The following is a 20,780-nucleotide window of genomic DNA, read 5'->3' as shown; positions in this document are numbered from 1 at the left end:
GATCCCGATCAGACAGGCGACGGATGTACCGCAGCAGCTGCGTCTCGGACCGGTACGTGTTGAACACCGGATGCTCCAGATAGGAGGAGGTGCGTTCAACGGCGCTGTCCAGCGCATACCCGCCGGTGGTGCCCACCGCCTCGCCGCCAAAGACGGACGCGACTCCGGCGACGGTCGCCGGCGTCGTGGTCTCGTCCACGGACATGCCCACGGTATCGGCATCGATGAAGCGCAGGTTGATCCCCTTTGCCTCTGCCGCGGCCACAATGTCGGTACCCCTGCCGGGGACTCGGACGGTGACGGTATCGAAGAAGGAGTCGTGCAGGACCTCCGCGCCGGCAGCCTTCAGTGAGGCCGCGAGCGTGCGGGCGTGCCGGTGCGCCGTCTCCGCGATCGCCTTCAGCCCGTCCGGGCCGTGGTAGACGGCATACATGGAGGCAACGATGGCCAGCAGGGCCTGTGCGGTGCAGATATTGGACGTGGCCTTCTCACGGCGGATGTGCTGCTCGCGGGTCTGCAGCGCCAGCCGGTAGGCGGGAACGCCGGCGTCGTCCTTGGAGACACCCACCAGCCGGCCGGGCATGGAGCGCTCAAGTCCTTTTTGGACCGCCATGTAGGCAGCGTGCGGGCCCCCGTAGAACAGCGGCACACCGAACCGTTGGGCCGAACCGACGGCGATATCGGCGCCCTGCTCCCCCGGCGGGGTGATCAGCGTCAGCGCCAGCAGGTCCGCGGCCACGGTCACCAGGGCACCGCGTTCCTTGGCTTCCGCAATCACCGCGGAGTGGTCCCACACATGCCCGGAAACGCCGGGCTGCTGCAGCACCACACCGTTGATGGCGCCGTCGGGCAGCCCGGCGGAAAGGTCGGCGACCTTGACGTCGAAGCCGAGTGCTTCGGCACGACCCTTGACGATGGCAATGGTCTGCGGGAGGCAGTCGGCGTCCAGGACCGTCATGCCGTCCCGGGCATCCTTGTTCTTGTTGGCCCGGCGCATCATCAGGACCGCTTCGGCCACGGCGGTGGCTTCGTCGAGCAGGGACGCGTTGGCAATGGGAAGGCCGACGAGGTCCTGGACCATGGTCTGGAAGTTCAGCAGGGCCTCCAGCCGGCCCTGGGAAATTTCCGGCTGGTACGGGGTATAGGCGGTGTACCAGGCCGGGGACTCAAGGATGTTCCGGCGGATCACCGGCGGCGTCACAGTGTCGTAGTAGCCCTGCCCGATCATCTGGACCGCGGTCTTGTTCCTGGCCGCCAGCTTGCGCAGCTCGGCGAGCACCTCCACCTCACTGAGGGCGGGTGAGAGCTTCAGCGGATTGTCCTGCCGGATGTCCTTGGGCACCGCGCGGTCCACCAGGGCGTCTACAGTGTCGTACCCGACGGCTTTGAGCATGGTGCTGACATCAGCGTTCCGGCGTGCACCGATGTGCCGGTCAACGAAGGTGGTGGCGGGGGCTGGAGAAGCGGTCACAGGGGAACTCCATCATTCAGGCGGCGCAGGGTACGCCACAGCGATTCGGTTCCTCCCCGCTCTGTATTGGACCTGAGAGTTTCCGCGTTGCCGGCTTGCGGCCCCGCTTGCACCGTCGGTGAGCACAACAGCTCCGGACATCCCGGTACTGCCTGCTGCTTTCCAGAGGTGCCTCGCCGCGGCGGTACATGGGCCTGTGAGATTCCTGGGGAGGGTTTGCTCCTACGGCGCCTGCTGGATGTACCGGGCAGGACTCTCCCGCCGCAGATCAAAGGCTATTCATTTGGATTCTGCGGGCGCCGGTAACGGCTCCCACGGCGTTTAATTGTCCTACGCCGCAGCGGCTGGAGCAAATGGCCCTGCTAGCGCCGCAGCCGCTCCAGGGCGGCCAGCAGATCGTCCACATCTGCCGCCGCGCCCCCTTCCGGTACCGGCCCCACGGACAGCATGGCATTGAAGTACAGCCCGTCCCCCATGTACAGCACGGCTTTGGCCAGGGCAGGCCCCACATCAGCGGCGATTTCATCAAGCCACCGCTGCTGGATTGCGGCGAAACGGCGGCGGGTCTCCTCGTGCGCCACCTCCGCCAGCCTTGTTGCCGCGACGACGGCACGGTCAAGCGGGGTATCGGCCCAGACGGAAGTCCTGATGAAGTAGGCCGCGGCACCTTCCCCGGCGCGGGCCATGGCCTCGGCATCGGCAGCGGCCAACTCATCGAGGCGGTCCAGCAGCACCTGGATCAGGGCTTCCTTGTTGGGGAAGTGGTACAGGAGCCCGCCCTTGGACACGCCCGCCCGCGCTGCGACGGCATCAAGCGTGGCCGCCCGCTCCCCCACTTCAATGAGGAGGGTCTCAAAGGCATCGAGGACGGCGTCGCGCGCTACAGGCTTCCGGGGCATGCGCTTAATCATGCCTCTCGGGCCGCGTGTTTCCTCAACTCCCGCCGATTCGTAACTATACCGTCCGGACGGTATAGTTATCTCATGATCTCATCAGCCGCTTCCACCCGGACTTCATCGGTTATCTCCGCCGGCCCGGCCGCACGGGCACCCTGGCGCGACTGGCTGGCGCTGGGCCTGCTGATGTTCCCGGTCCTGCTGGTTGCGGTGGACAACACAGCGCTGACGTTCGCCCTGCCCGAGATCGCGCGTTCACTCGAGCCCACCGGCGTCCAGCTTCTGTGGATCGTTGACGCCTACCCGCTGGTGCTCGCCGGACTGCTGGTGTCCATGGGCAGCCTCGGCGACCGGATCGGCCGCCGGAGGCTGCTGCTGACCGGCAGCGTGGGGTTTGCCGCGCTGTCCGCTGCCACAGCCTTTGCCCCCAGCGCAGAATGGCTGATTGCAGGGCGGGCGTCACTGGGGTTCTTCGGCGCGATGCTCATGCCGTCCACGCTGTCACTAATCCGGAACATCTTTCCGCAACCGAACCGGCGCCGGTTGGCCGTTGCCATCTGGGCGGCCGGCTTCTCCGGCGGCGCGGCACTGGGTCCGATCTTTGGCGGCTGGCTGGTGGAGCAGTTCTGGTGGGGTGCGGTCTTCCTGGTCGCCGTTCCACTGATGCTCCCCTTGCTGGTTTTCGCACCGGCGTTTATTCCGGAGTCCCGGGACCCGGCGCCCGGCCGGGTGGACCTTCCCAGCATCCTGCTCTCGCTGCTGGTGATGGTTCCGGTGGTCTACGGCATCAAGGAGACGGCCACCGAGGGTCCGGGCCCCACCGCCCTGGCGGCGATCGGCTTCGGTTTGGCCATGGGCGTCGTTTTCGTGCGCCGGCAGCTGGCCCTGGCAACTCCGCTGCTGGACATGTCGCTGTTCCGGAACCGGGTATTCAGCATGGCGATCGGCGCCAACATCCTGGCTCTATTCTCCTTCAACGGCTTTATCCTCTTCCTGGCCCAGCACCTGCAGCTCCTCGAGGGCATGTCTCCTTCCGCCGCCGGAATCGCAATGATTCCGGCGCTGGTGGCCACAGTGGCTGCGGGGCTCGTGGTGGTTCCGCTGGTCCGCCGGGTCAGGCCGGGATTTGTTGTGGCCGCAGGGCTGGCCTTCAGCGCCGCCGGCTACAGCCTGGTCACCTTTGGCAACCACGACGGCGGCCCTTCGCTCCTGCTCGCCGCCCTCCTGGTCCTGGCCCTGGGCGTTGGCACCGCGGAAACCATTTCCAATGACCTCATCCTGGGCGCCGCGCCGCCGGAGAAGTCCGGCGCGGCGGCCGCCATTTCCGAGACAGGCTACGAAGTGGGCGCCCTCCTGGGCACCGCGGTGCTGGGTTCCATCCTGACTGCTTCCTACCAGCGCAACCTCCAGCTGCCGGCCGGACTGGCGGACTCCGCTCCGTCCGCCGCCGTGCACAACGCGGGTGAAACGCTGGCAGGCGCCATGGAGGCGGCCGCGGCCCTGCCCGCTCCAGTGGCCGACGCAGTCCGGACCGCCGCAGCCTCGGCCTTCGACTCCGGCGTCCATGTGACTGCCGCAATAGGGCTGGTACTGATGGCGACCGCGGCAGTCCTCGCCGCCGTCGTACTCCGGAAAGTGCCAAAGGCTGCCTAGCGGCAGGCAGTACGGACAGCAAAGGCGCCCGGCACCGGAGTAAACCTCCGGCGCCGGGCGCCTGCCGTGCAGCGGATGCGGTGCCGCCGGGCTACTTCGCGTCCGGGGCCGTCACGCTTGCGGTGGGCTTCATGGTTTCGGCGTTCACCATCCAGGCGAACTGCTCCAGCTTGAGGATGAACTCGTGCAGCAGGTCGGCCGACGTGGGATCCTCCTCATCCACCTCGTCGTGGACCTTGCGCATGGTGCCCACAGCAGCCTCAAGGGCAGCAACAATGCGCTCAATGGCATCCCTGGTGTCGATCAGCCCGTCCGGGAAAGGTGCCAGGTGGGTGGATTCGGCAACCGTGGAACTGCGGCCGTCCGGAAGTGCATGCAGGGCGCGCATGCGCTCCGCAGTATCGTCGGCGAACTGGCGGGCGGCATCAACAATCTCGTCCAGCTGCAGGTGGAGGTCCCGGAAGTTGGTGCCCACAATGTTCCAGTGCGCCTGCTTGCCCTGGATGTGCAGCTCAATCAAATCGGTGAGCACGGCCTGCAGGTTGTTGGTCAGTGTCGGTGAAGCTTTCATCAGTCCTCCTCGATCGGTCCGGTGTTTGTGACGCTACCAGTCCTGTTCCGGGGTGAACCGGCAGGACTGCGAGATTTCTCAGTAAGCTTACTGACCACCCTGGCGGTCATAAACGAACGTGATTCATATCTCCTCTTGCGCTTGCATCGCGGCACCCTCATACTAAATGAACGCCATTCATATAGTGACCATGGTCATAGAGTCTTCCAGAAAGTGGTGCCATGACAGAGACACTCCGCACCAGTACGTCCTCCGCCGGCTCCGGCAAGCAACCGCCCGGCAGCGGCGGAATCACCCCCAAGGGACTGAAGGGCGGGCAGCTGGGCCTGCTCGCCGTCGTCGTCCTTGGCATTTCCACCATCGCCCCCGCCTACACCCTCACCAGCGCCCTGGGCCCCACCGTCAATGAAGTCGGACTCCAGCTGCCTGTCATCTTCCTGATCGGGTTCATCCCCATGATCCTGGTCTCGCTCGCGTACCGGGAACTCAACGCAGACTCCCCGGACAGCGGCACCACCTTCACCTGGGTTACCAAGGCTTTCGGCCCCTGGGTGGGCTGGATGGGCGGCTGGGGCCTGCTGGCCGCCAACATCATCGTATTGTCAAACCTTGCCGGCGTAGCCGTGGACTTCTTTTACCTTTTCCTGTCCCAGCTCACCGGTAACGAAGGCCTTGCGGAGCTCGCGGACAACAAAGCCCTGAACGTGCTGACCTGCTTCGTATTTGTCGCCCTGGCCGTGTGGGTCAGCTACCGCGGGTTGCACGCCACCAAGGTGGTCCAGTACGGCCTGGTGGGGTTCCAGCTGCTGGTCCTTGGCCTGTTCGTCGCCATGGCTTTCGCCAACTGGTCCGCGTCCGGGACGGCCATCCCGTTCAGCTGGGCATGGTTCGACGTCACCAAGGTCGAAACCTTCAGCCAGGTAGCCGCCGGAATCTCGCTGTCCATTTTTGTGTACTGGGGCTGGGACGTCTGCCTGACCCTCAATGAGGAAACCGCCAACGGCAGGAAGACGGCAGGCGTGGCCGGCACCCTGACAGCGGTGATCGTGCTCGGCATCTATCTCCTGGTCAGCATCGCCACCATGATGTTCGCCGGCCTGGGTGACACCGGCAACGGCCTGAACAATACGGAAATTCACGAGAACATCTTCACAGCGCTCGCCTCGCCCATCATGGGTCCGTTCGCCATCCTGATGTCCCTCGCCGTGCTGTCGAGCTCCGCGGCGTCCCTGCAGTCGACCTTCATGTCGCCGGCCCGCGGACTGCTGGCCATGGGGCACTACGGCGCCCTGCCGCAGCGCTTCGGAAAAGTCAGCAGGAAGTTCGCGACGCCGGGCTTCGCCACAATTGTTGCCGGCGTCGTTTCCGCCGGGTTCTACGCCGTGATGCACGTGGTCAGCGAAAACGTCCTGAACGACACCATCGTTTCGCTTGGTTTGATGATCTGCTTCTACTACGGCCTGACCGCCCTGGCCTGTGCCTGGTACTTCCGGCACAGCGTCTTCAGCAGCGCCCGCAACTTCATCCTGCGGCTGCTGTGCCCGGTGCTCGGCGGGGTGGGTTTGTTTGTGGTGTTCTTCCAGACCGCCGTGGACAGCATGGCCCCGGAGTTCGGCAGCGGGTCCGAGGTCTTCGGCGTGGGGCTGGTCTTCATCCTGGGCGTCGGGATCCTTGTCCTCGGTGCGGTGTTCATGCTGGTGATGTCCCGGGTCCGGCCCGCCTTCTTCCGCAGCGAAACCCTGAGGAAGGACACCCCTGCCCTGGTGGTTCCGGAGTAGAACCGGAGCGCCAACCGCATAACGAAAGTGCCGTACCCCCGGGTTCCAGGGGTACGGCACTTTTATGCAATTTTCTGACCGGGGCCCGTTGTCACAGGCCACGCATCACCAGAAGTGCGCCACGTCAAGGACCAGCCTCGACCCGGAGCCGGGACCGTCCAGGGTGAACACCCGGAACGGAAGGCGGGCACGGACGCCCACGCCAATGTTGGTGTAACCCTCGAAGCTTCCGGCCCAGGCCACCTGGCGGAAGGTCTGGTAATTGGAAACGTTGGAGAGTTCCGCCTGGTTGGCAGGGTTGTACGTGGGCTGGCCGGTGTCAGGGTTGTAGGCCGGCGCGTTCACCGTAACCTGCAGCCTGGCGCCGCCGCGGACCGGCACGGTGAACCCGGAACCGTCCTGGACCACCTGGGGCACGTACCTTACCGTGTAGCCGGAAGCGGGGCCGTTGAGGTCCACCACCATCCGGTCGAAGCAGTAGTGCTGCCCGGTGCGGACGTTGGTGACGGATGCTTTGCTGAACGTGTTGTCAGCTTTGGACATGGACCCCCAGACCAGTCCGCAATACGAGGTGGTTGCCGAGGCGGGCCCCGGAACCAGGATTCCCAGCCCGACGGCCATAAGGATAGCCGTGAGCAAGATGGAGAGTTTTTTCATTGTGGAGCCACCCAAGGAAGGAGCGATTGGATAGCTCAAGATTAGGAGTGTGGCAGCCGCGAAACGAGGGTTGTAGCCGCTTCGGCATGCAACCGTTAGGCTGCCCCTTGCAGCATTAACGGGCCATAAAACAAGGGCTTTTCCAGCCCTTTTCTTGACCTTTTTGGTGCCTTTTCTGCACCCGCCCGTTACCCCTCATAACGACGGCGTCGGGAGACGGAAAACGCCGGCCGCCCCGTGGGCGGCCGGCGTTCCTGACTGCTGGCTGGGGCGTCAGCCTTCACACTCGATGCAGTACTTCATGCCGTTCTTCTCAAGGGCAACCTGGGACCGGTGGCGGACCAGGAAGCACGAGGAGCAGGTGAATTCATCCTGCTGTTCGGGAACCACAATGACCGTCAGCTCTTCGTTGGAAAGGTCGGCTCCGGGCAGGTCGATGCCCTCGGCGGTATCATTCTCATCGACGTCAATGACCGCAGTCTGGGCGTTGCCGCCGCGGGACGCCTGGAGGGCCTCGAGTGAGTCAGCAGGAGAGTCTTCTTCCTGCTTGCGTGGAGCATCGTAATCGGTAGCCATAGCCTGTTCACTTTCGTTGCTGCGCAGCGCCATTTCCGGCACCTCAGTGATGCAGTTTAGGGCATGATCCCGCTACCGGCGCAATAGGGGGTTCAAGCGTGTATCCGGGTGCCCCTGTGCCGGGTTTCGGCGTGCACCGCCCTGGCCTGTTCCGCGCCCATTGCCACCCCGCTCAGCGCCGGGAGCCAGCCCCACCGGGTGGCGTCAGCCATAGCGTCCGCGGCCTCCCCCTGCGAGTCGTAGGTGAACGTATCAGTAAGCCAGGCGCGGACCCGGCGCAGGGCATCAGCTGTCATTCCTGAAACGTATGCCGGGATTGTTGTGGGAAGGTTTCCCCGGGGTCTCGCCGGCGTTAATCCGGCGCACGCCAGCCCCTGGTCATGGAAGCCAACACTGCAGGAAAGCTTCTAAGGCGCTGCCGCCAGGTCCGACGCCGCGTCCGCCTGCGAGCGCTGGCGGCGGCTGAGGAGGATGAACGGCGCGGCCAGCAACTGCACGGCTCCGCTAACGGCCAGGGACGCCGGGTAGCCGTAGAGGTCAGCGCTACGGCCCAGCACCGGTTGGATGACCACGCCGCCGCTTGATCCCATCAGGGAATCGAAGCTGAGGACGGTTGCGCGCTGCTTGGAGGCGATCATGTCGTTCAGGTAGGCCTGGCGCACCGGCGTTCCGGCCGCTCCCACCACGGCCCACAGGGCAAGGAGCACCAGAGCCAGCCAGAATGAGTTGGTGAACAGCAGCACCACCAGGATGACTGCACTCACCAGGTTGCTGACGATCAGCACGGTGGTGCGCCTCCGGACCAGCTTCCGGACCCGCGGCGCCATCCATCCGCCCACAATGTCTGCACCGGCCACGATGGCTGCCGCCAGGCCGGCGACGGCGTAGGCGCGGGGATCTCCAAAGAGCTGCAGCAGGTAGGGCTGGAGGGCGTAGAAGACATAGAAGCCCACGCCTTCCGTGAACGGTGCAGCGAGCATGATGTACCGGACCGGCGGATGCTTGAAGCCGCCGTCGATCGAGGCCTTCAGGACCGTGCGGGTTGCCCGCAAGGGGTGGGGCGACCGTTCCGGAGTGAAGCCGACGTCGCGCATGAGCAGGAAAGCCACCGCGAACATCGCCACCAGCACACCCACGCGGAGCAGGAAGGGCACCCCCAGGTCGGTAGCCTGGGCGATCACGCCGCCGGCGACGGAACCTGCCAGCATCGCTACGCCGGAGACCATCTGTCCGCGCCCCAGCACCGCCTCCAGGCCGCCGTCGTAGCCGGAAAATTGCAGCGCGTCCACCAGCCAGGCCTCTACCGCCCCGGAGAAGAAGGTGAATCCCAGGCCCAGCAGCACTGACACCGCAGCCCACCACCAGAACGGGGCGGACCACTGCCAGAGCAGGTAGTAGAGGAAGGTTGAGGAGGCCAGGGTGATGGTGCCGAGCAGGAACGACACGCGCCGTCCCCAGCCGTCCGCCACCACCCCGGTGGGCACTTCAAAGAGCACCATGCCGGCAGTGAAGAAGGCGTTGGCGGCGAAGGCTTCCAGGTTGCTCAGCCCGGCGTCGAGCAGGAAGAGGGTATTGATTCCCCAGATAAACGAGGTCGCAAGGGTGTTGCCCAGCGTCAGCGTCAGGTAGATGCGCTGGATTTTCCGGGCGGCCGGGTTCATCGGGGGACGGGGGTCAGGACGGGCTGAAGCTGGCCGGCACGGGATCGTGGCGCAGGTAGCGGCGGGTGAACCGACCGGTACCGGCGGTCAGTGCACGGAGTTCGACGGCGTACCGCAGCAATTCCTGGTCCGGCACCTCTGCGCTGATTTCCGTCAGCCCGTCCCCGGTGGAGGTGGTTCCGGTGAGCCTGCCGCGCCGGCCCGAGAGGTCGCTCATGACGGAGCCGACGTGTTCGTCCGAAACAGTGATGCCCACGGCGGACACCGGTTCCAGGAGTTGGATTTTCCCGGCTGCGGCCGCCTCCCGCAAGGCCAGTGCGCCGGCGGCCTGGAACGCGGCGTCCGAGGAGTCCACGCTGTGGGCTTTGCCTCCCACGAGCGTCACGCGCACGTCAACCACCGGGAACCCGGCCGAAACACCCTTTTCCATCTGCGCCCGGACTCCCTTCTCCACGGACGGGATGAAGGTCCCGGGAATCACGCCGCCTACGGTTTTGTCCAGGAACTCGAACCCGGCACCGCGTTCCAGGGGTTCCACTTCGATGTCGCAGACGGCGTACTGGCCGTGGCCGCCGGACTGCTTCACATGGCGGCCGTGCCCCGCCGATGGCGCCGCGAACGTCTCCCGGAGCGGCGTCACCACATTCACGGTGTGGAGCTTCACGCCCTGCTCGCGGAGGCGGTCCAGCACCACCTCGGCGTGTGCCTCGCCCATGCACCAGAGGACAAGCTGGTGTGTCTCGGCGTTCCGTTCCACCCGCAGCGTGGGATCACCCGCAGCGATCTTGCCCAGGCTCCGGGCAAGGGCGTCCTCGTCGCTGCGTGAGTCAGGTTCCACTGCCACCGGAAGCAGGGGTTCGGGCATGTCCCAGGTGGCCAGCAGAAGGGGGTTGTCCCGGGAAGAGATGGTGTCCCCCGTTTCGGCGCTTCCCAGTTTGGCCAGAGCGCATATGTCACCCGCCACGCTGTACGGCACGGGCCGCAGGGCGGAACCGAGGGGCGAGTAGATATGGGTGACCCGCTCGTCGGTGTCGTGGTCCTGGTGGCCGCGGTCCGCCAAACCGTGTCCGCTCACGTGCACGGGTGAATCCTCGCGCAGTGTTCCGGAAAACACCCGGACCAGGCAGATCCGGCCCAGGAAGGGATCGTTGGAGGTGCGCACCACCTCCGCCGCCAGAGGGCCTGCCGGGTCGCAGGCCAGCCGCCCCGCGGGCTGGCCGGAAAGGTCCGTCGCCTCGGGCAGCCCCCGCTCCGTTGGAGGGGGAAACGCGCGGACCAGCACCTCGAGGAGTTCGGCGCTGCCCAGTCCGGTGATCGCCGAGGTGGGAAGGACCGGGAAGAAGGAACCGCGCGCCACGGCAGTTTCAAGGTCCTCGATGAGGACCCCCGTATCGATGTCCTCTCCCCCCAGGTAGCGGTCCATCAGGGTTTCGTCCTCGCTTTCGGCGATGATTCCCTCGATGAGTTCACCCCGGGCCGCCTCGGTACCGGCGAGTTCCCCGGCGTCGGCTTCCCTTGCCGAGGGAGACTCCCCCGACGAATAGTCGGTCACCGTCCCGGACAGCAGTCCAAGGAGGCCGGTGACGTCCCCGCCCGTCCGGACCGGGACGTAGAGCGGAAGGACGCCTTCGCCGAACGCCTTCCGGCACTCGGCGAGGGCGGCGTCGTAATCCGCCCGCGGGTGGTCCGTCCGGGTGATCACGACGGCGCGCGGCAGCCTTTCGTGCTCACACTCACCCCACAGCGCGGTGGTGGTGGCATCGATGCCGTCCACGGCGGAGACAACAAAAAGGGCGGCATCCGCTGCCCGCAGCCCCGCCCGCATTTCCCCAATGAAGTCCGGATAGCCCGGGGTGTCCAGCAGGTTGACCTTGATGTCGTCAACGGACAGCGGCACCAGCGACAGCGTGACCGAACGCTGCTGGTGGACTGCGGCAGGATCGGAATCGCTGACTGTGGTCCCGTCGGCAATAGATCCCTTGCGCGTGATCATGCCGTTGGCAGCCAGCAGGGCCTCGATGAGCATGGTCTTGCCCGCCCCTGAGTGTCCTACCAGGGCTATGTTGCGGATCCTGGCAGGCTCCTCGGCAGCGATTCCTGCAGAAGAGTCCCCGCGGCGCTGTTCAGGCCCGGTGCGGCCGCCGGATGTCCTCGCTGAGTCCTTGGTGCCTTTCACTGACATGGGAACCTCCTGGCGTCATTGCCGTTCAACCCGTCCTAACGTGTCCTCTGATTCGACACCCTGGATTGCGTTACGGCAAGAGCGCAGGCAGACCTGCGGGGAGGCTTACTCCCTTGCCTTGCGGGTGGCGGCGTCGTTGGCCTTCTGCAGCGCCTTGACCAACTCGTCCTTGTCCATCCTGGAGCGGCCCTTGACGTCCATCTTTTTGGCAAGGTTGTACAAGTGCTCCTTGGAGGCATTTGCGTTCACGCCCCCGGCGGTGGGTTCTGAGGACTTGATGCCTTCCTCGGCACGCTTGTCCGACGGGCCCTTCTTGTCCTTGGGTTCCCAGTGGTCGCCCACCTTCTCGTAACTGTGCTTCAGCGAGGCGTAGGCAGCCCGGGCGGCACGGCCCTCGTCATTGTCATAGGACTCGAGGGCGGAGTCGTAGGTTTTGGCGAAGGTGTCCTGGGCTTTCTGGTCCGAGCGCTGCAGCGTGGACGGCAGTTCGTCCTTGCGGGCATGGTCGTTCTTGCCGGTCTTGGGCATGGCACCCATCCTCCTTTGATCAGCAGGCTGATTTTTCGGATGGCATTAGCTTAGTCCCGGCAGGGCTGCCGTGGCTGGCGAAAAGGAGGAGGTAACCGGCTGCGGCCGGCGTGGAGCCCCCTGTCGGATTCGAACCGACGACCCCCGCTTTACAAGAGCGGTGCTCTGGCCAACTGAGCTAAGGAGGCATGCCCTGGCGGGCGGCGCCTGCAAGGCGCCAGATAAGCGTAGCCCAAACTCCCGCCGGTGGTAAAAACGCCTTTGACAAGGGAACTGCCCCGGCGGTACTGCCCAAACGAAAGGGCCCGCCCCGGACTGGTTCCGGAGGCGGGCCCTTGGCGGAGATCCTGCCGGCCTTAGGCCTTGGCGTCGATCGCAGCCTGGATTTCGGCGTTCAGGTCGGTGCCGCCGTCCCACTGCTTGCCGTCGATGAAGACGGTGGGCGTTCCGGTGACGCCGATGTTGGACGCAAGCTGGGTGGAGTACTTCACGTACGGGCGGAAGGTCTTGTCGTCAACGCAGCTGTTGATGTCCGCGCCAATCTCGCTGGCCAGGGATTTGAGCCTGTCATCGGAGAGGCCGGCACCACCCTCGGCGGGCTGGTTGGTGAACAGGAGGTCGATGTACGCGGCGTACTTGTCCGGCGCCTGGTCCGCAACGCAGGCGGCCGCGTTCGCAGCACGGGAGGAGTAGTTGGTGCTGGACATCCGGTCCAGGAAACCAAGCGGACGGTATTCGAGCGAGATCTTGCCCTCGTTGCGGAGTCCCGTCAGGGCATCGTTATAGGTGTCCTCGAAGCGTTTGCACACAGGGCAGATGAAGTCGATGTAGGCGACAACCTTGACCGGCTGCCCTTCTTCGGCCTCGGCGCCGGGCGCCACTACGGGATTGGGCAGGGTGTCCGGCTTGGCGGGGACGTTGGCGATGTCCACCGAGGCCGGCTCCGTAGCCTTGACTTCGGTGTTGGCCAGGAGGGTTACGCCGCCATTGACGTTGCCGTTTGCCGGCACTGGACCCTGGTCCGCAACAGGGGTGTTTTGCCGGATGCTGGTGGTAACCACCAGGGCCACGACCGCAAGGATGGCCACTACGGCCGCCACGATGCCCCAGCCGATCAGCAGCTTGTTGCGCTTGTCCTTCTTGAGCTGCGCTTCCCGGATCAGGCGGGCCTTTTCGCGCGCCTCCGCGGTTCGCTCAGCCTTGGACTTGCGTACTTCGTTTGCAGGGCTCATGTGTTCCTTGGGTCGATCGACGTGGGGGGACCACTTCGTGGCACTCCCAATATTTTAGGGGAGAAACCTGAGAGCTTGCCTCTTCAAGTATTACCCCCTCTTGACCAACGGACGAATAGCACCGATGATTCCGTCCCGTTAGGGTGGGCTAAGAGGCACAAGCAACCCCAGGGGGCCGCAATGCAAACACCCGTCCAGGAAGTAACCGCTGATACGGACACGGCAGTCGCCGCCGGCAGCAGCCAGGCAGGCGAGACAAAGTACGACTTCATGGTGGTGTCCAACCGCCTGCCGGTAGACCGCTGCGCGCCGGGCGAGGACGGAGACGACGGCTCCGGCTGGCGCCGCTCCCCCGGCGGGCTGGTCACGGCACTGGCGCCCATGATGGCCCGCACGGACGGCGCGTGGGTGGGCTGGCACGGCGCCCCGGACGAGACGGTGGAACCTTTCAGCCACGGCGGGATGGACCTGGTGCCCGTACAGCTCAGCACTGACGACGTCGAACTGTATTACGAAGGTTTTTCCAACGCCACGCTCTGGCCGCTGTACCACGACGTCATCGCCCCGCCGGAATTCCACCGGACCTGGTGGGAGACGTACCGCAAGGTCAACCAGCGGTTCGCCGACGCCGTCGCGCGCCACGCGGACCGGAACGCCACCGTCTGGGTCCAGGACTACCAGCTGCAGCTGGTGCCGCGGATGCTGCGTGAAGCCCGGCCGGACCTGCGCATCGGGTTCTTTAACCACATTCCGTTCCCCCCGCCGGAAATTTTCGCCCAGCTGCCGTGGCGCCGCGCCATCATCGACGGCCTGCTGGGCGCGGACCTGGTGGGATTCCAGCGGCCCAGCGACGCAGGCAACTTCATGCGCTCCGCACGCCGCTTCCTGGGCGCCAGCGTCAAACAGCAGCAGGTCCACGTCAAGGACCACAACGGCGACCTCACCCATATCGCCCGCGCCCAGGCGTTCCCTATCTCCATCGACGTCCAGCAGATCACCGAGCTGGCGGGCAATCCGGAGATCATCGAACGTGCGCGGCAGATCCGCCACGACCTGGGCAACCCCAAAACCATCCTGCTGGGAGTGGACCGGCTGGACTACACCAAGGGCATCCGGCACCGGCTCAAGGCATTCGAGGAACTCCTGGCGGACGGCAAGCTGTCGGTGGGCGAGGCCACGCTGATCCAGGTCGCCTCCCCCAGCCGCGAGCGCGTGGAGCAGTACCGCCTGCTGCGTGAGGAGGTGGAAGGCACAGTGGGCCATATCAATGGCACCTACGACACCATCGAAAACACGGCCGTCCGCTACCTGCACCACAGCTACCCTGTGGAGGAGATGGTGGCGCTGTATCTCGCGGCGGACGTCATGCTGGTCACCGCACTGCGGGACGGCATGAACCTGGTGGCCAAGGAGTACGTCACGGCCAGGACCAATAACGACGGCGCCCTGGTCCTGAGCGAGTTCGCCGGCGCTGCAGACCAGCTCAAGCAGGCCCTGCTGGTCAACCCGCACGACATCGCCGGCCTCAAGAACACCATAATGAACGCCGTGGAAATGCCCCCGCGCGAAGCCTCACGCCGAATGCGCGCCATGCGGAAGCAGATCCTCGAGCACGACGTCGACCACTGGTCTGCCGACTTCCTGCGTGCACTGAAGGAGAAGGCGGTGCGCGATGACAGCTGACCGCCGCGCTGCAGGTCCCCTGGCGTTGTCTCCGGAACTGCGGGAGGCCATCCGGAACATCGCCCGCACCGACCACCTGCTGGTGGCCATGGACTTTGACGGCACCATGGCGCCCATCGTGGCGCACGCCGACGACGCCCGTCCCCTCCCGCGCGCAGCGGCGGCTTTCGCGGGGCTCGCCGTGCTGCCGCGCACGACGACGGCCCTCATCTCGGGCCGCGCCCTCGCCAGCCTTCGAGCCGTCGCATCGCCGCCGGTGGACTCGCTGCTCATCGGCAGCCACGGCGCGGAAGCGTGGCTGGGACCGGGATCCGCCGGCCTGACGCTCGATGAGGACCAGGAGGCCCTGCTGGCCGAGGTCCGCGCCATCCTCGCGGAGATCGTGGCGGAAGCCCCCGGCACCATGCTGGAGGACAAGCCTGCAGGTGTCGTGCTGCATACGCGCCAGGCGGCAGACGACGTCGCCGAGGACGCCGTGGCTGCTGCCCGCTCGCTGCTGCAGGACCGCAAGGGTGTCTTCCTGAAAAACGGCAAGCGGGTCCTTGAAACGTCGGTGGTGAACGCTTCCAAGGGCGAGGGGGTCACGTTCCTGCGGCAGGTCACCGGAGCCACGGCCGTCCTGTTCGCCGGTGATGACACCACGGACGAAGACGCTTTGGCCCGCCTCGAGCCGGGCGATGTGGGCGTGAAGGTGGGCATGGACTTTACCCAGGCCCAATACCGCGTGGAAGCGCCCGTCCACGTGGCGGAGCTGCTGGAAACGCTCCTTCAGGAGCGGAGTGTGGCAGTGGCGGAGGAAGACCCGGCAGCAGCCTCGGGTTAGCGGCAGCACCTGCCGGCGTGTGACCTTCGTAACATTTACGCCAATAAGCGAAGCGTCTGACATACTCTTTCTTGTGATGTGGCGCACAGGCAACGTGCGGCGTCACTCGGTGCATTCCGTCCCAGGCGTGATGCATCAAAACTGAACAAACATGAACCATTCACAACGGATCGTCCGGCACGTACCTGCCGGTGAAGGGATTGATAACTGTGGCTACAGTTACTTTTGACAACGCTACGCGTCTGTACCCGGGCACTGACAAGCCCGCCGTCGATAAGCTCAACATCGACATCGCCGATGGCGAATTCCTGGTCCTGGTCGGACCCTCCGGTTGCGGTAAGTCCACCTCGCTGCGCATGCTCGCCGGCCTTGAGGACGTCAACGCAGGCCGCATCCTGATCGGCGACCGCGACGTCACCGATGTTCCCCCGAAGGACCGCGACATCGCGATGGTTTTCCAGAACTACGCGCTGTACCCGCACATGACTGTGGCCGACAACATGGGCTTCGCCCTGAAGATCGCAGGCGTTTCCAAGGAAGAACGCGCCGAGCGTGTCCGCGAAGCCGCCAAGCTCCTGGACCTCGAGCAGTACCTGGACCGTAAGCCGAAGGCACTCTCCGGCGGCCAGCGCCAGCGTGTCGCAATGGGCCGCGCCATCGTCCGTAACCCGCAGGTCTTCCTCATGGACGAGCCGCTGTCCAACCTGGACGCCAAGCTCCGGGTCCAGACCCGCACCCAAATCGCGTCCCTGACCCGCCGCCTGGGCGTCACCACTGTCTATGTGACCCACGACCAGGTCGAGGCCATGACCATGGGTGACCGCGTTGCCGTACTGAAGGACGGCCTGCTGCAGCAGGTTGACACTCCGCGCAACCTTTACGACCGTCCCAAGAATGTCTTCGTTGCCGGCTTCATCGGCTCGCCCGCCATGAACCTGCTCGAACTTCCCGTCGTCGACGGCGGCGTGCAGTTCGGCGGCACCGTTTACCCCGTGCCGCGGGACGTCCTCGAAGAGGCACACGGCTCCACGGTTACCCTGGGCAGCCGTCCCGAGGACCTCGAAACCGCTCCGCACGGCGAAGGCCTGAAGGTGGAAGTTGACGTTGTTGAGGAGCTGGGCGCCGACGCCTACGTCTACGGCCACACCACGCTCGACGGCAAGGACCACGACATCGTGGCACGCGTCGACGGCCGCCGTCCTCCGATGAAGGGCGAGGCCATCTACGTCCGTCCGCAGTCGGGCCACGTGCACCTGTTCGACACCAAGACCGGCCTGCGCCTGGGCGACTGATCCCCACCGGCACCCTAGCCTCGCTTCGCTTCGGCCAGGGAACCCTGCCGGCGTGGGCCCAACCGGCAAGCCACGGCGGCCCGCACCTTTTCGCAAGGGTGCGGGCCGCCGTCGGCATTTAACCTGCCCGCCGGCAATTTAGCCGCCTACGTCCGAGTACGGAAGAATTGAGCCATGACAGAGGAACACAGCGCCCAGTGGCACGACGAACCCACCGACTACGCGCAGATCGGAAAACTGCCGCGTTTCGTGGCCGCCAGCGCCGATGACGGCAAGGCTGCCCCGGTGGTGAGTTCCCTGAACATCACGGCCGCCGCCGCTGACCCGGAACTGCTGGACCTGCCGTGGCACATCGCTCTGGAGGATTGGCCGGCAGAATACCTTGCGGCGCTCCCCCGCGGTATCTCGCGACACATCGTCCGGTTCGCCCACCTGGGCGGATCAGTGATCGCCATCAAGGAGACGTCCGAGCACGTTGCCCGGCACGAGTACCACATGCTCCGCAAGCTGGCCCGGCTGGACGTGCCCTGCGTGGAACCGGTGGCGGTCATCACCGGCCGTACGACGCCGGACGGGCGGCCGCTCAATCCGGTGCTCGTGACCCGGCACCTCAAGTTCTCCATGCCGTACCGGGCACTGTTCTCGCAGATGCTCCGCAAGGACACCCTGACCCGCCTGATCGATGCCCAGGCGCTGCTCCTGGTGCGGCTGCACCTGATCGGCTTCTACTGGGGCGACGTCTCCCTTTCCAATACCCTGTTCCGCCGCGACGCTGGTGCCTTCGCCGCTTACCTCGTGGATGCCGAAACCGGTGAGCTGTATCCGGACCTGTCCACGGGCCAGCGGGAATACGACCTCGAAATTGCCCGGGTCAACATCGCAGGTGAACTGATGGACCTGCTGGACGGCGGGCTGATCGAGGAGAAGGTGGACCCGGTGGCCACCAGCGAACTCATCATGGACAGCTACCGCCGGCTGTGGGCGGAACTGACGGAGAAGGAGTCCTTCGAGCTCGGCGAACGCTGGCGTGTGGGTGCCCGTATCCGGCGACTCAATGAACTCGGCTTCGACGTCGAGGAATATGCCATCAAAACCACGCAGAACGGTTCCACCATCCAGCTTCAGCCCAAGGTGGTGGATGCGGGCCACCACCAGCGGCGGCTGCTCCGCCTCACCGGCCTGGACGCGCAGGAGAACCAGGCGCGCCGGCTCCTCAACGACATGGACTCGTTCCGTGCGGACAACAACCCGGACATGGACGAGGAATACAGCGCCCACCTCTGGGTGAGCCAGGTGTTCGAGCCGATTGTGCGGTCCATTCCGCGGAACCTGTCCGGAAAGCTGGAGCAGGCAGAGGTGGTCCACGAGGTCCTGGAGCACCGCTGGTACATGTCGGAGAAGCAGGAACGCAACATCCCGCTGGCCGAGGCAGTGCAGTCCTACATCGACTCCATCCTGCGGCACCGGCGTGACGAGGCCGCCATCATGCTGAACCCGGACACCGGGATGCTCAAGATCCTGGAAGCGGAGACCGAGGAGTCGCGGTACGGGGCCGAAGAGTCCATCGATGAGTACCCGGACGCCGACGACTAGCTAAATCGCCTTACCCGGGTTCAGGATGCCTGCAGGATCGAAGAGGTCCTTAATGCGGCGCTGAAGCTCGCGAAGGGGCTCGGGCTGCTCCTGGCCCAGCCACCGCAGCTTGTACTGGCCCACGCCGTGTTCTCCCGTGATGGTGCCGCCCATCTCAAGGGCCGCCTTGATGGATTCATCCAGGGCACGCTGGAGCCAGCCCATTGCGGCCGGGTCTACGGCGTTGCCGCGCCGCTCAATCCAGAAGGTGGGATGCAGGTTGCCGTCCCCGGCGTGCGCCACCACCTTGAGGTTCACGTTGTGACTGACGGCCATGTTCTCGAGGGCAGCGACGTAGTCCACAAGTCGTGAGCGCGGCACAGCCACGTCCTCGCCCACCCGGTACTCGTCATCCACCTCGGTTCCCCTGCTGTGCCGCCGGAGTTCCACCAGTCGTTCCGCCTCGGCGCTGGCTTCCGTGGTGACTGCTGCGCCGCCGGCACGGAGGACTTTCCGCACCACATCGGCTTCCGCCGCTGCGCCAAACCCGTCCGTCTGGACGAGCAGCAGCGAGCCGCCGCGCGAGGTGAGGTCCGACCCATGGATCCCGTCAAGCTGTGCCAGCGTACCGCCGTCGAGCAGTTCCATGATGGCAGGTTGGACACGCGCCCTGCCCACGGCCAGGACCCCTGCAGCGGCCATTCGGAAGTCCTGGTAGAAGGCCGCTACGGTGTGCACCTCCCTCGGAAGGTACTTCAGGCGCACAGTGACGCCAACAACGACGCCCAGGGTCCCCTCCGAGCCAACAAACAGTCCGGTGAGGTCATAGCCGGCCACACCCTTGAAGGTCTGGTGTCCGGTATGGAGGAGGGACCCGTCCGCGAGCACCACGTCCAGGGCAAGGACGGAGTCCCGGGTCACCCCGTACTTTGCGCAGCGCAGCCCGCCGGCGTTGGTGGCCACGTTGCCGCCGATGGTCGAGGAACGGAAGCTGGCCGGATCCGGGGCGTACATGAGTCCATGGCCGGCTGCGGCCTCGTTGAGTACGGCGTTGACCACGCCGGGCTCCACAACTGCTGTCTCGTCATCAGGGCTCAGGGCGAGGATACGGTCCATCCGCTCAAGGGACAGGATGATGCAGTTGCTGGTGGCATGGGCACCGCCGGACACTCCGGTGCCTGCGCCCCGCGGCACCACCGCCACTCCACTGTCGGCGCAGGCGCGCACCACAGCCTGGACGTCGGCCACCGATTGCGGGAAAACCACGGCCAGCGGCAGCTGGAAGTCGATGATCGGAGCCTGGTCCACGGCGTACCGTCGGAGTGCCGCCTCGCTGACCTCAACCTGCCCGGAGGCGAGGAGGCCCTCAAGCTCATCAACAATGCTTCCCACCAAGGCCTCCACCCGCCGTCGGACATCTCCACCCAGTCTAGGGCCAGGGGCTGCTTGTCCTTCTGTTGCCTACATTAAGACGGCTAGCCGGCTTCTTCTACCGGGTCCCCTGGTGCTCCCATGAACCGGGCATATTTGGCCAGGATCATGGGCCAGGCTTCCACATATTCGGCACGCGCTGCTTCCGGGTCTTCGGCACCCTCCCAGCCTTCGTGGAACACCCGGACCTCGGTCCCCTCCGCCACCGCCTTGAAGACCACCAGGAGTTCCGTGGACCACAGTGCAGTGGAGCCGGGATGCCAGGTGGCGTGGAAGGAAAACGGGGGCTGCCAGTCATCCAGCGTGCCCCAGATGCTTGTGCGCCCGTCATCGGCTGATTCAAGGATCAGGTTCTCCTCGAACTCCACATAGGAGTCAGCACCGTAGACGCCATGGGACTCAAGAGGCCACCACAGATGGGTATGGTCCGTGAAGCCGGCGAAGGCGTGGGCCACATTTCCGGGAACCACCACCGCGCTCACGACGGGTTCCAGCAGGTCTTGGCTATCGCTGTCGTCGCTTCCGAAGGGATCCTGGGCGTGGCTGAAGAGGCTGTTCATGACCATCAACTCTACCGGGGTAGTTAAAACCGTAGGGCCCTGACATGCACTGTCAGGGCCCTACCTAATTTATGTCCGGCGGTGTCCTACTCTCCCACACCCTCCCGGGTGCAGTACCATCGGCGCTGTGGGTCTTAGCTTCCGGGTTCGGAATGGGACCGGGCGTTTCCCCCACGCTATGACCGCCGTAACCCTTTACCCCGCACCGGCCCTT

The 20,780-nt window shown here is 65.5% G+C and carries 17 protein-coding genes, 1 tRNA gene, 1 rRNA gene, 1 pseudogene and 1 riboswitch; of the genes and pseudogenes, 6 read left to right on the top strand and 14 right to left on the bottom strand.

The window, feature by feature from the left end:
* Positions 1–1,471 (bottom strand): annotated as a pseudogene (locus FDW83_RS18650) (glycine dehydrogenase (aminomethyl-transferring)); the annotation flags it as partial.
* A 172-nt stretch (positions 1,472–1,643) separates the two neighbouring features.
* A riboswitch (glycine riboswitch) is annotated at positions 1,644–1,742 on the bottom strand.
* 91 nt (positions 1,743–1,833) lie between these two features.
* Entirely contained in the window at positions 1,834–2,370 is a 537-nt protein-coding gene (locus tag FDW83_RS18645; protein WP_138139564.1) for a TetR/AcrR family transcriptional regulator, read from the bottom strand.
* A gap of 84 nt (positions 2,371–2,454) precedes the next feature.
* Between FDW83_RS18645 and FDW83_RS18640 the strand changes: the two genes are divergently transcribed.
* Positions 2,455–4,020, top strand: a complete 1,566-nt coding sequence (locus FDW83_RS18640) for an MFS transporter (RefSeq protein ID WP_138139563.1) — start codon at positions 2,455–2,457, stop codon at positions 4,018–4,020.
* 91 nt (positions 4,021–4,111) lie between these two features.
* Here FDW83_RS18640 and FDW83_RS18635 read toward each other — a convergent pair whose 3' ends face one another.
* A complete protein-coding gene (locus tag FDW83_RS18635; RefSeq protein ID WP_138139562.1) occupies positions 4,112–4,591 on the bottom strand; it encodes a Dps family protein in 480 nt (159 codons plus the stop codon).
* Positions 4,592–4,812: 221 nt separating this feature from the next.
* Between FDW83_RS18635 and FDW83_RS18630 the strand changes: the two genes are divergently transcribed.
* A complete protein-coding gene (locus FDW83_RS18630; protein WP_138139561.1) occupies positions 4,813–6,369 on the top strand; it encodes an APC family permease in 1,557 nt (518 codons plus the stop codon).
* 105 nt (positions 6,370–6,474) lie between these two features.
* Here the strand turns inward: FDW83_RS18630 and FDW83_RS18625 are convergent, their stop codons facing one another.
* The 8 genes from FDW83_RS18625 to FDW83_RS18590 form a co-directional block, all read right to left on the bottom strand.
* Entirely contained in the window at positions 6,475–7,026 is a 552-nt protein-coding gene (locus FDW83_RS18625) for a hypothetical protein (RefSeq protein WP_138139560.1), read from the bottom strand.
* A 273-nt stretch (positions 7,027–7,299) separates the two neighbouring features.
* Positions 7,300–7,602: a DUF4193 domain-containing protein gene (locus tag FDW83_RS18620; RefSeq protein WP_138139565.1), complete on the bottom strand. Its 303-nt coding sequence runs from the start codon at positions 7,600–7,602 to the stop codon at positions 7,300–7,302.
* A 92-nt stretch (positions 7,603–7,694) separates the two neighbouring features.
* Entirely contained in the window at positions 7,695–7,898 is a 204-nt protein-coding gene (locus FDW83_RS18615) for a hypothetical protein (protein WP_138139559.1), read from the bottom strand.
* Positions 7,899–8,009: 111 nt separating this feature from the next.
* Positions 8,010–9,263, bottom strand: a complete 1,254-nt coding sequence (locus FDW83_RS18610; RefSeq protein WP_138139558.1) for an MFS transporter — start codon at positions 9,261–9,263, stop codon at positions 8,010–8,012.
* Positions 9,264–9,276: 13 nt separating this feature from the next.
* The gene (locus FDW83_RS18605; RefSeq protein WP_138139557.1) at positions 9,277–11,445 is read right to left on the bottom strand and encodes an elongation factor G-like protein EF-G2; all 2,169 of its coding nucleotides are present in this window, start codon (positions 11,443–11,445) and stop codon (positions 9,277–9,279) included.
* A gap of 105 nt (positions 11,446–11,550) precedes the next feature.
* A complete protein-coding gene (locus tag FDW83_RS18600; RefSeq protein ID WP_138139556.1) occupies positions 11,551–11,973 on the bottom strand; it encodes a ChaB family protein in 423 nt (140 codons plus the stop codon).
* A 111-nt stretch (positions 11,974–12,084) separates the two neighbouring features.
* A tRNA-Thr gene (locus FDW83_RS18595) sits at positions 12,085–12,161 on the bottom strand.
* Between the two features lie 168 nt (positions 12,162–12,329).
* The gene (locus FDW83_RS18590) at positions 12,330–13,205 is read right to left on the bottom strand and encodes a DsbA family protein (RefSeq protein WP_138139555.1); all 876 of its coding nucleotides are present in this window, start codon (positions 13,203–13,205) and stop codon (positions 12,330–12,332) included.
* Between the two features lie 180 nt (positions 13,206–13,385).
* On the opposite strand from FDW83_RS18590, the gene FDW83_RS18585 reads away from it, so the two are divergent.
* The 4 genes from FDW83_RS18585 to FDW83_RS18570 all read left to right on the top strand — a co-directional run bounded on the left by FDW83_RS18585 (position 13,386) and on the right by FDW83_RS18570 (position 18,596).
* Positions 13,386–14,888: a trehalose-6-phosphate synthase gene (locus FDW83_RS18585; protein ID WP_138139554.1), complete on the top strand. Its 1,503-nt coding sequence runs from the start codon at positions 13,386–13,388 to the stop codon at positions 14,886–14,888.
* Positions 14,878–15,711: a trehalose-phosphatase gene (gene otsB / locus FDW83_RS18580; protein ID WP_138139553.1), complete on the top strand. Its 834-nt coding sequence runs from the start codon at positions 14,878–14,880 to the stop codon at positions 15,709–15,711. Before FDW83_RS18585 ends, otsB begins: the two co-directional genes overlap by 11 nt.
* Positions 15,712–15,920: 209 nt before the next feature.
* The gene (locus FDW83_RS18575) at positions 15,921–17,003 is read left to right on the top strand and encodes an ABC transporter ATP-binding protein (RefSeq protein WP_138139552.1); all 1,083 of its coding nucleotides are present in this window, start codon (positions 15,921–15,923) and stop codon (positions 17,001–17,003) included.
* 174 nt (positions 17,004–17,177) lie between these two features.
* Positions 17,178–18,596: a DUF4032 domain-containing protein gene (locus FDW83_RS18570; RefSeq protein ID WP_138139551.1), complete on the top strand. Its 1,419-nt coding sequence runs from the start codon at positions 17,178–17,180 to the stop codon at positions 18,594–18,596.
* Here the strand turns inward: FDW83_RS18570 and FDW83_RS18565 are convergent, their stop codons facing one another.
* From FDW83_RS18565 to rrf, 3 genes are all read right to left on the bottom strand, one after another.
* Positions 18,597–19,967: an FAD-binding oxidoreductase gene (locus FDW83_RS18565; protein ID WP_138139550.1), complete on the bottom strand. Its 1,371-nt coding sequence runs from the start codon at positions 19,965–19,967 to the stop codon at positions 18,597–18,599.
* A gap of 83 nt (positions 19,968–20,050) precedes the next feature.
* Entirely contained in the window at positions 20,051–20,566 is a 516-nt protein-coding gene (locus FDW83_RS18560) for a hypothetical protein (protein ID WP_138139549.1), read from the bottom strand.
* Positions 20,567–20,639: 73 nt separating this feature from the next.
* Positions 20,640–20,756, bottom strand: a 5S ribosomal RNA gene (gene rrf / locus FDW83_RS18555).
* Positions 20,757–20,780 lie beyond the last annotated feature (24 nt).

This window comes from Pseudarthrobacter sp. NamE2 (genome assembly GCF_005796205.1).
In the GTDB taxonomy this organism is placed as follows: domain Bacteria; phylum Actinomycetota; class Actinomycetes; order Actinomycetales; family Micrococcaceae; genus Arthrobacter.
This window is presented reverse-complemented; position numbering and strand designations above follow the sequence as displayed.

What these genes read in the sequence shown, in the direction of transcription:
- FDW83_RS18645 (WP_138139564.1), bottom strand. Translation starts at nt 2,370, where the DNA reads ATGCCCCGGAAGCCTGTAGCGCGCGACGCCGTCCTCGATGCCTTTGAG.
- FDW83_RS18640 (WP_138139563.1), top strand. Translation starts at nt 2,455, where the DNA reads ATGATCTCATCAGCCGCTTCCACCCGGACTTCATCGGTTATCTCCGCC.
- FDW83_RS18635 (WP_138139562.1), bottom strand. Translation starts at nt 4,591, where the DNA reads ATGAAAGCTTCACCGACACTGACCAACAACCTGCAGGCCGTGCTCACC.
- FDW83_RS18630 (WP_138139561.1), top strand. Translation starts at nt 4,813, where the DNA reads ATGACAGAGACACTCCGCACCAGTACGTCCTCCGCCGGCTCCGGCAAG.
- FDW83_RS18625 (WP_138139560.1), bottom strand. Translation starts at nt 7,026, where the DNA reads ATGAAAAAACTCTCCATCTTGCTCACGGCTATCCTTATGGCCGTCGGG.
- FDW83_RS18620 (WP_138139565.1), bottom strand. Translation starts at nt 7,602, where the DNA reads ATGGCTACCGATTACGATGCTCCACGCAAGCAGGAAGAAGACTCTCCT.
- FDW83_RS18615 (WP_138139559.1), bottom strand. Translation starts at nt 7,898, where the DNA reads ATGACAGCTGATGCCCTGCGCCGGGTCCGCGCCTGGCTTACTGATACG.
- FDW83_RS18610 (WP_138139558.1), bottom strand. Translation starts at nt 9,263, where the DNA reads ATGAACCCGGCCGCCCGGAAAATCCAGCGCATCTACCTGACGCTGACG.
- FDW83_RS18605 (WP_138139557.1), bottom strand. Translation starts at nt 11,445, where the DNA reads ATGTCAGTGAAAGGCACCAAGGACTCAGCGAGGACATCCGGCGGCCGC.
- FDW83_RS18600 (WP_138139556.1), bottom strand. Translation starts at nt 11,973, where the DNA reads ATGCCCAAGACCGGCAAGAACGACCATGCCCGCAAGGACGAACTGCCG.
- FDW83_RS18590 (WP_138139555.1), bottom strand. Translation starts at nt 13,205, where the DNA reads ATGAGCCCTGCAAACGAAGTACGCAAGTCCAAGGCTGAGCGAACCGCG.
- FDW83_RS18585 (WP_138139554.1), top strand. Translation starts at nt 13,386, where the DNA reads ATGCAAACACCCGTCCAGGAAGTAACCGCTGATACGGACACGGCAGTC.
- otsB (WP_138139553.1), top strand. Translation starts at nt 14,878, where the DNA reads ATGACAGCTGACCGCCGCGCTGCAGGTCCCCTGGCGTTGTCTCCGGAA.
- FDW83_RS18570 (WP_138139551.1), top strand. Translation starts at nt 17,178, where the DNA reads ATGACAGAGGAACACAGCGCCCAGTGGCACGACGAACCCACCGACTAC.
- FDW83_RS18560 (WP_138139549.1), bottom strand. Translation starts at nt 20,566, where the DNA reads ATGAACAGCCTCTTCAGCCACGCCCAGGATCCCTTCGGAAGCGACGAC.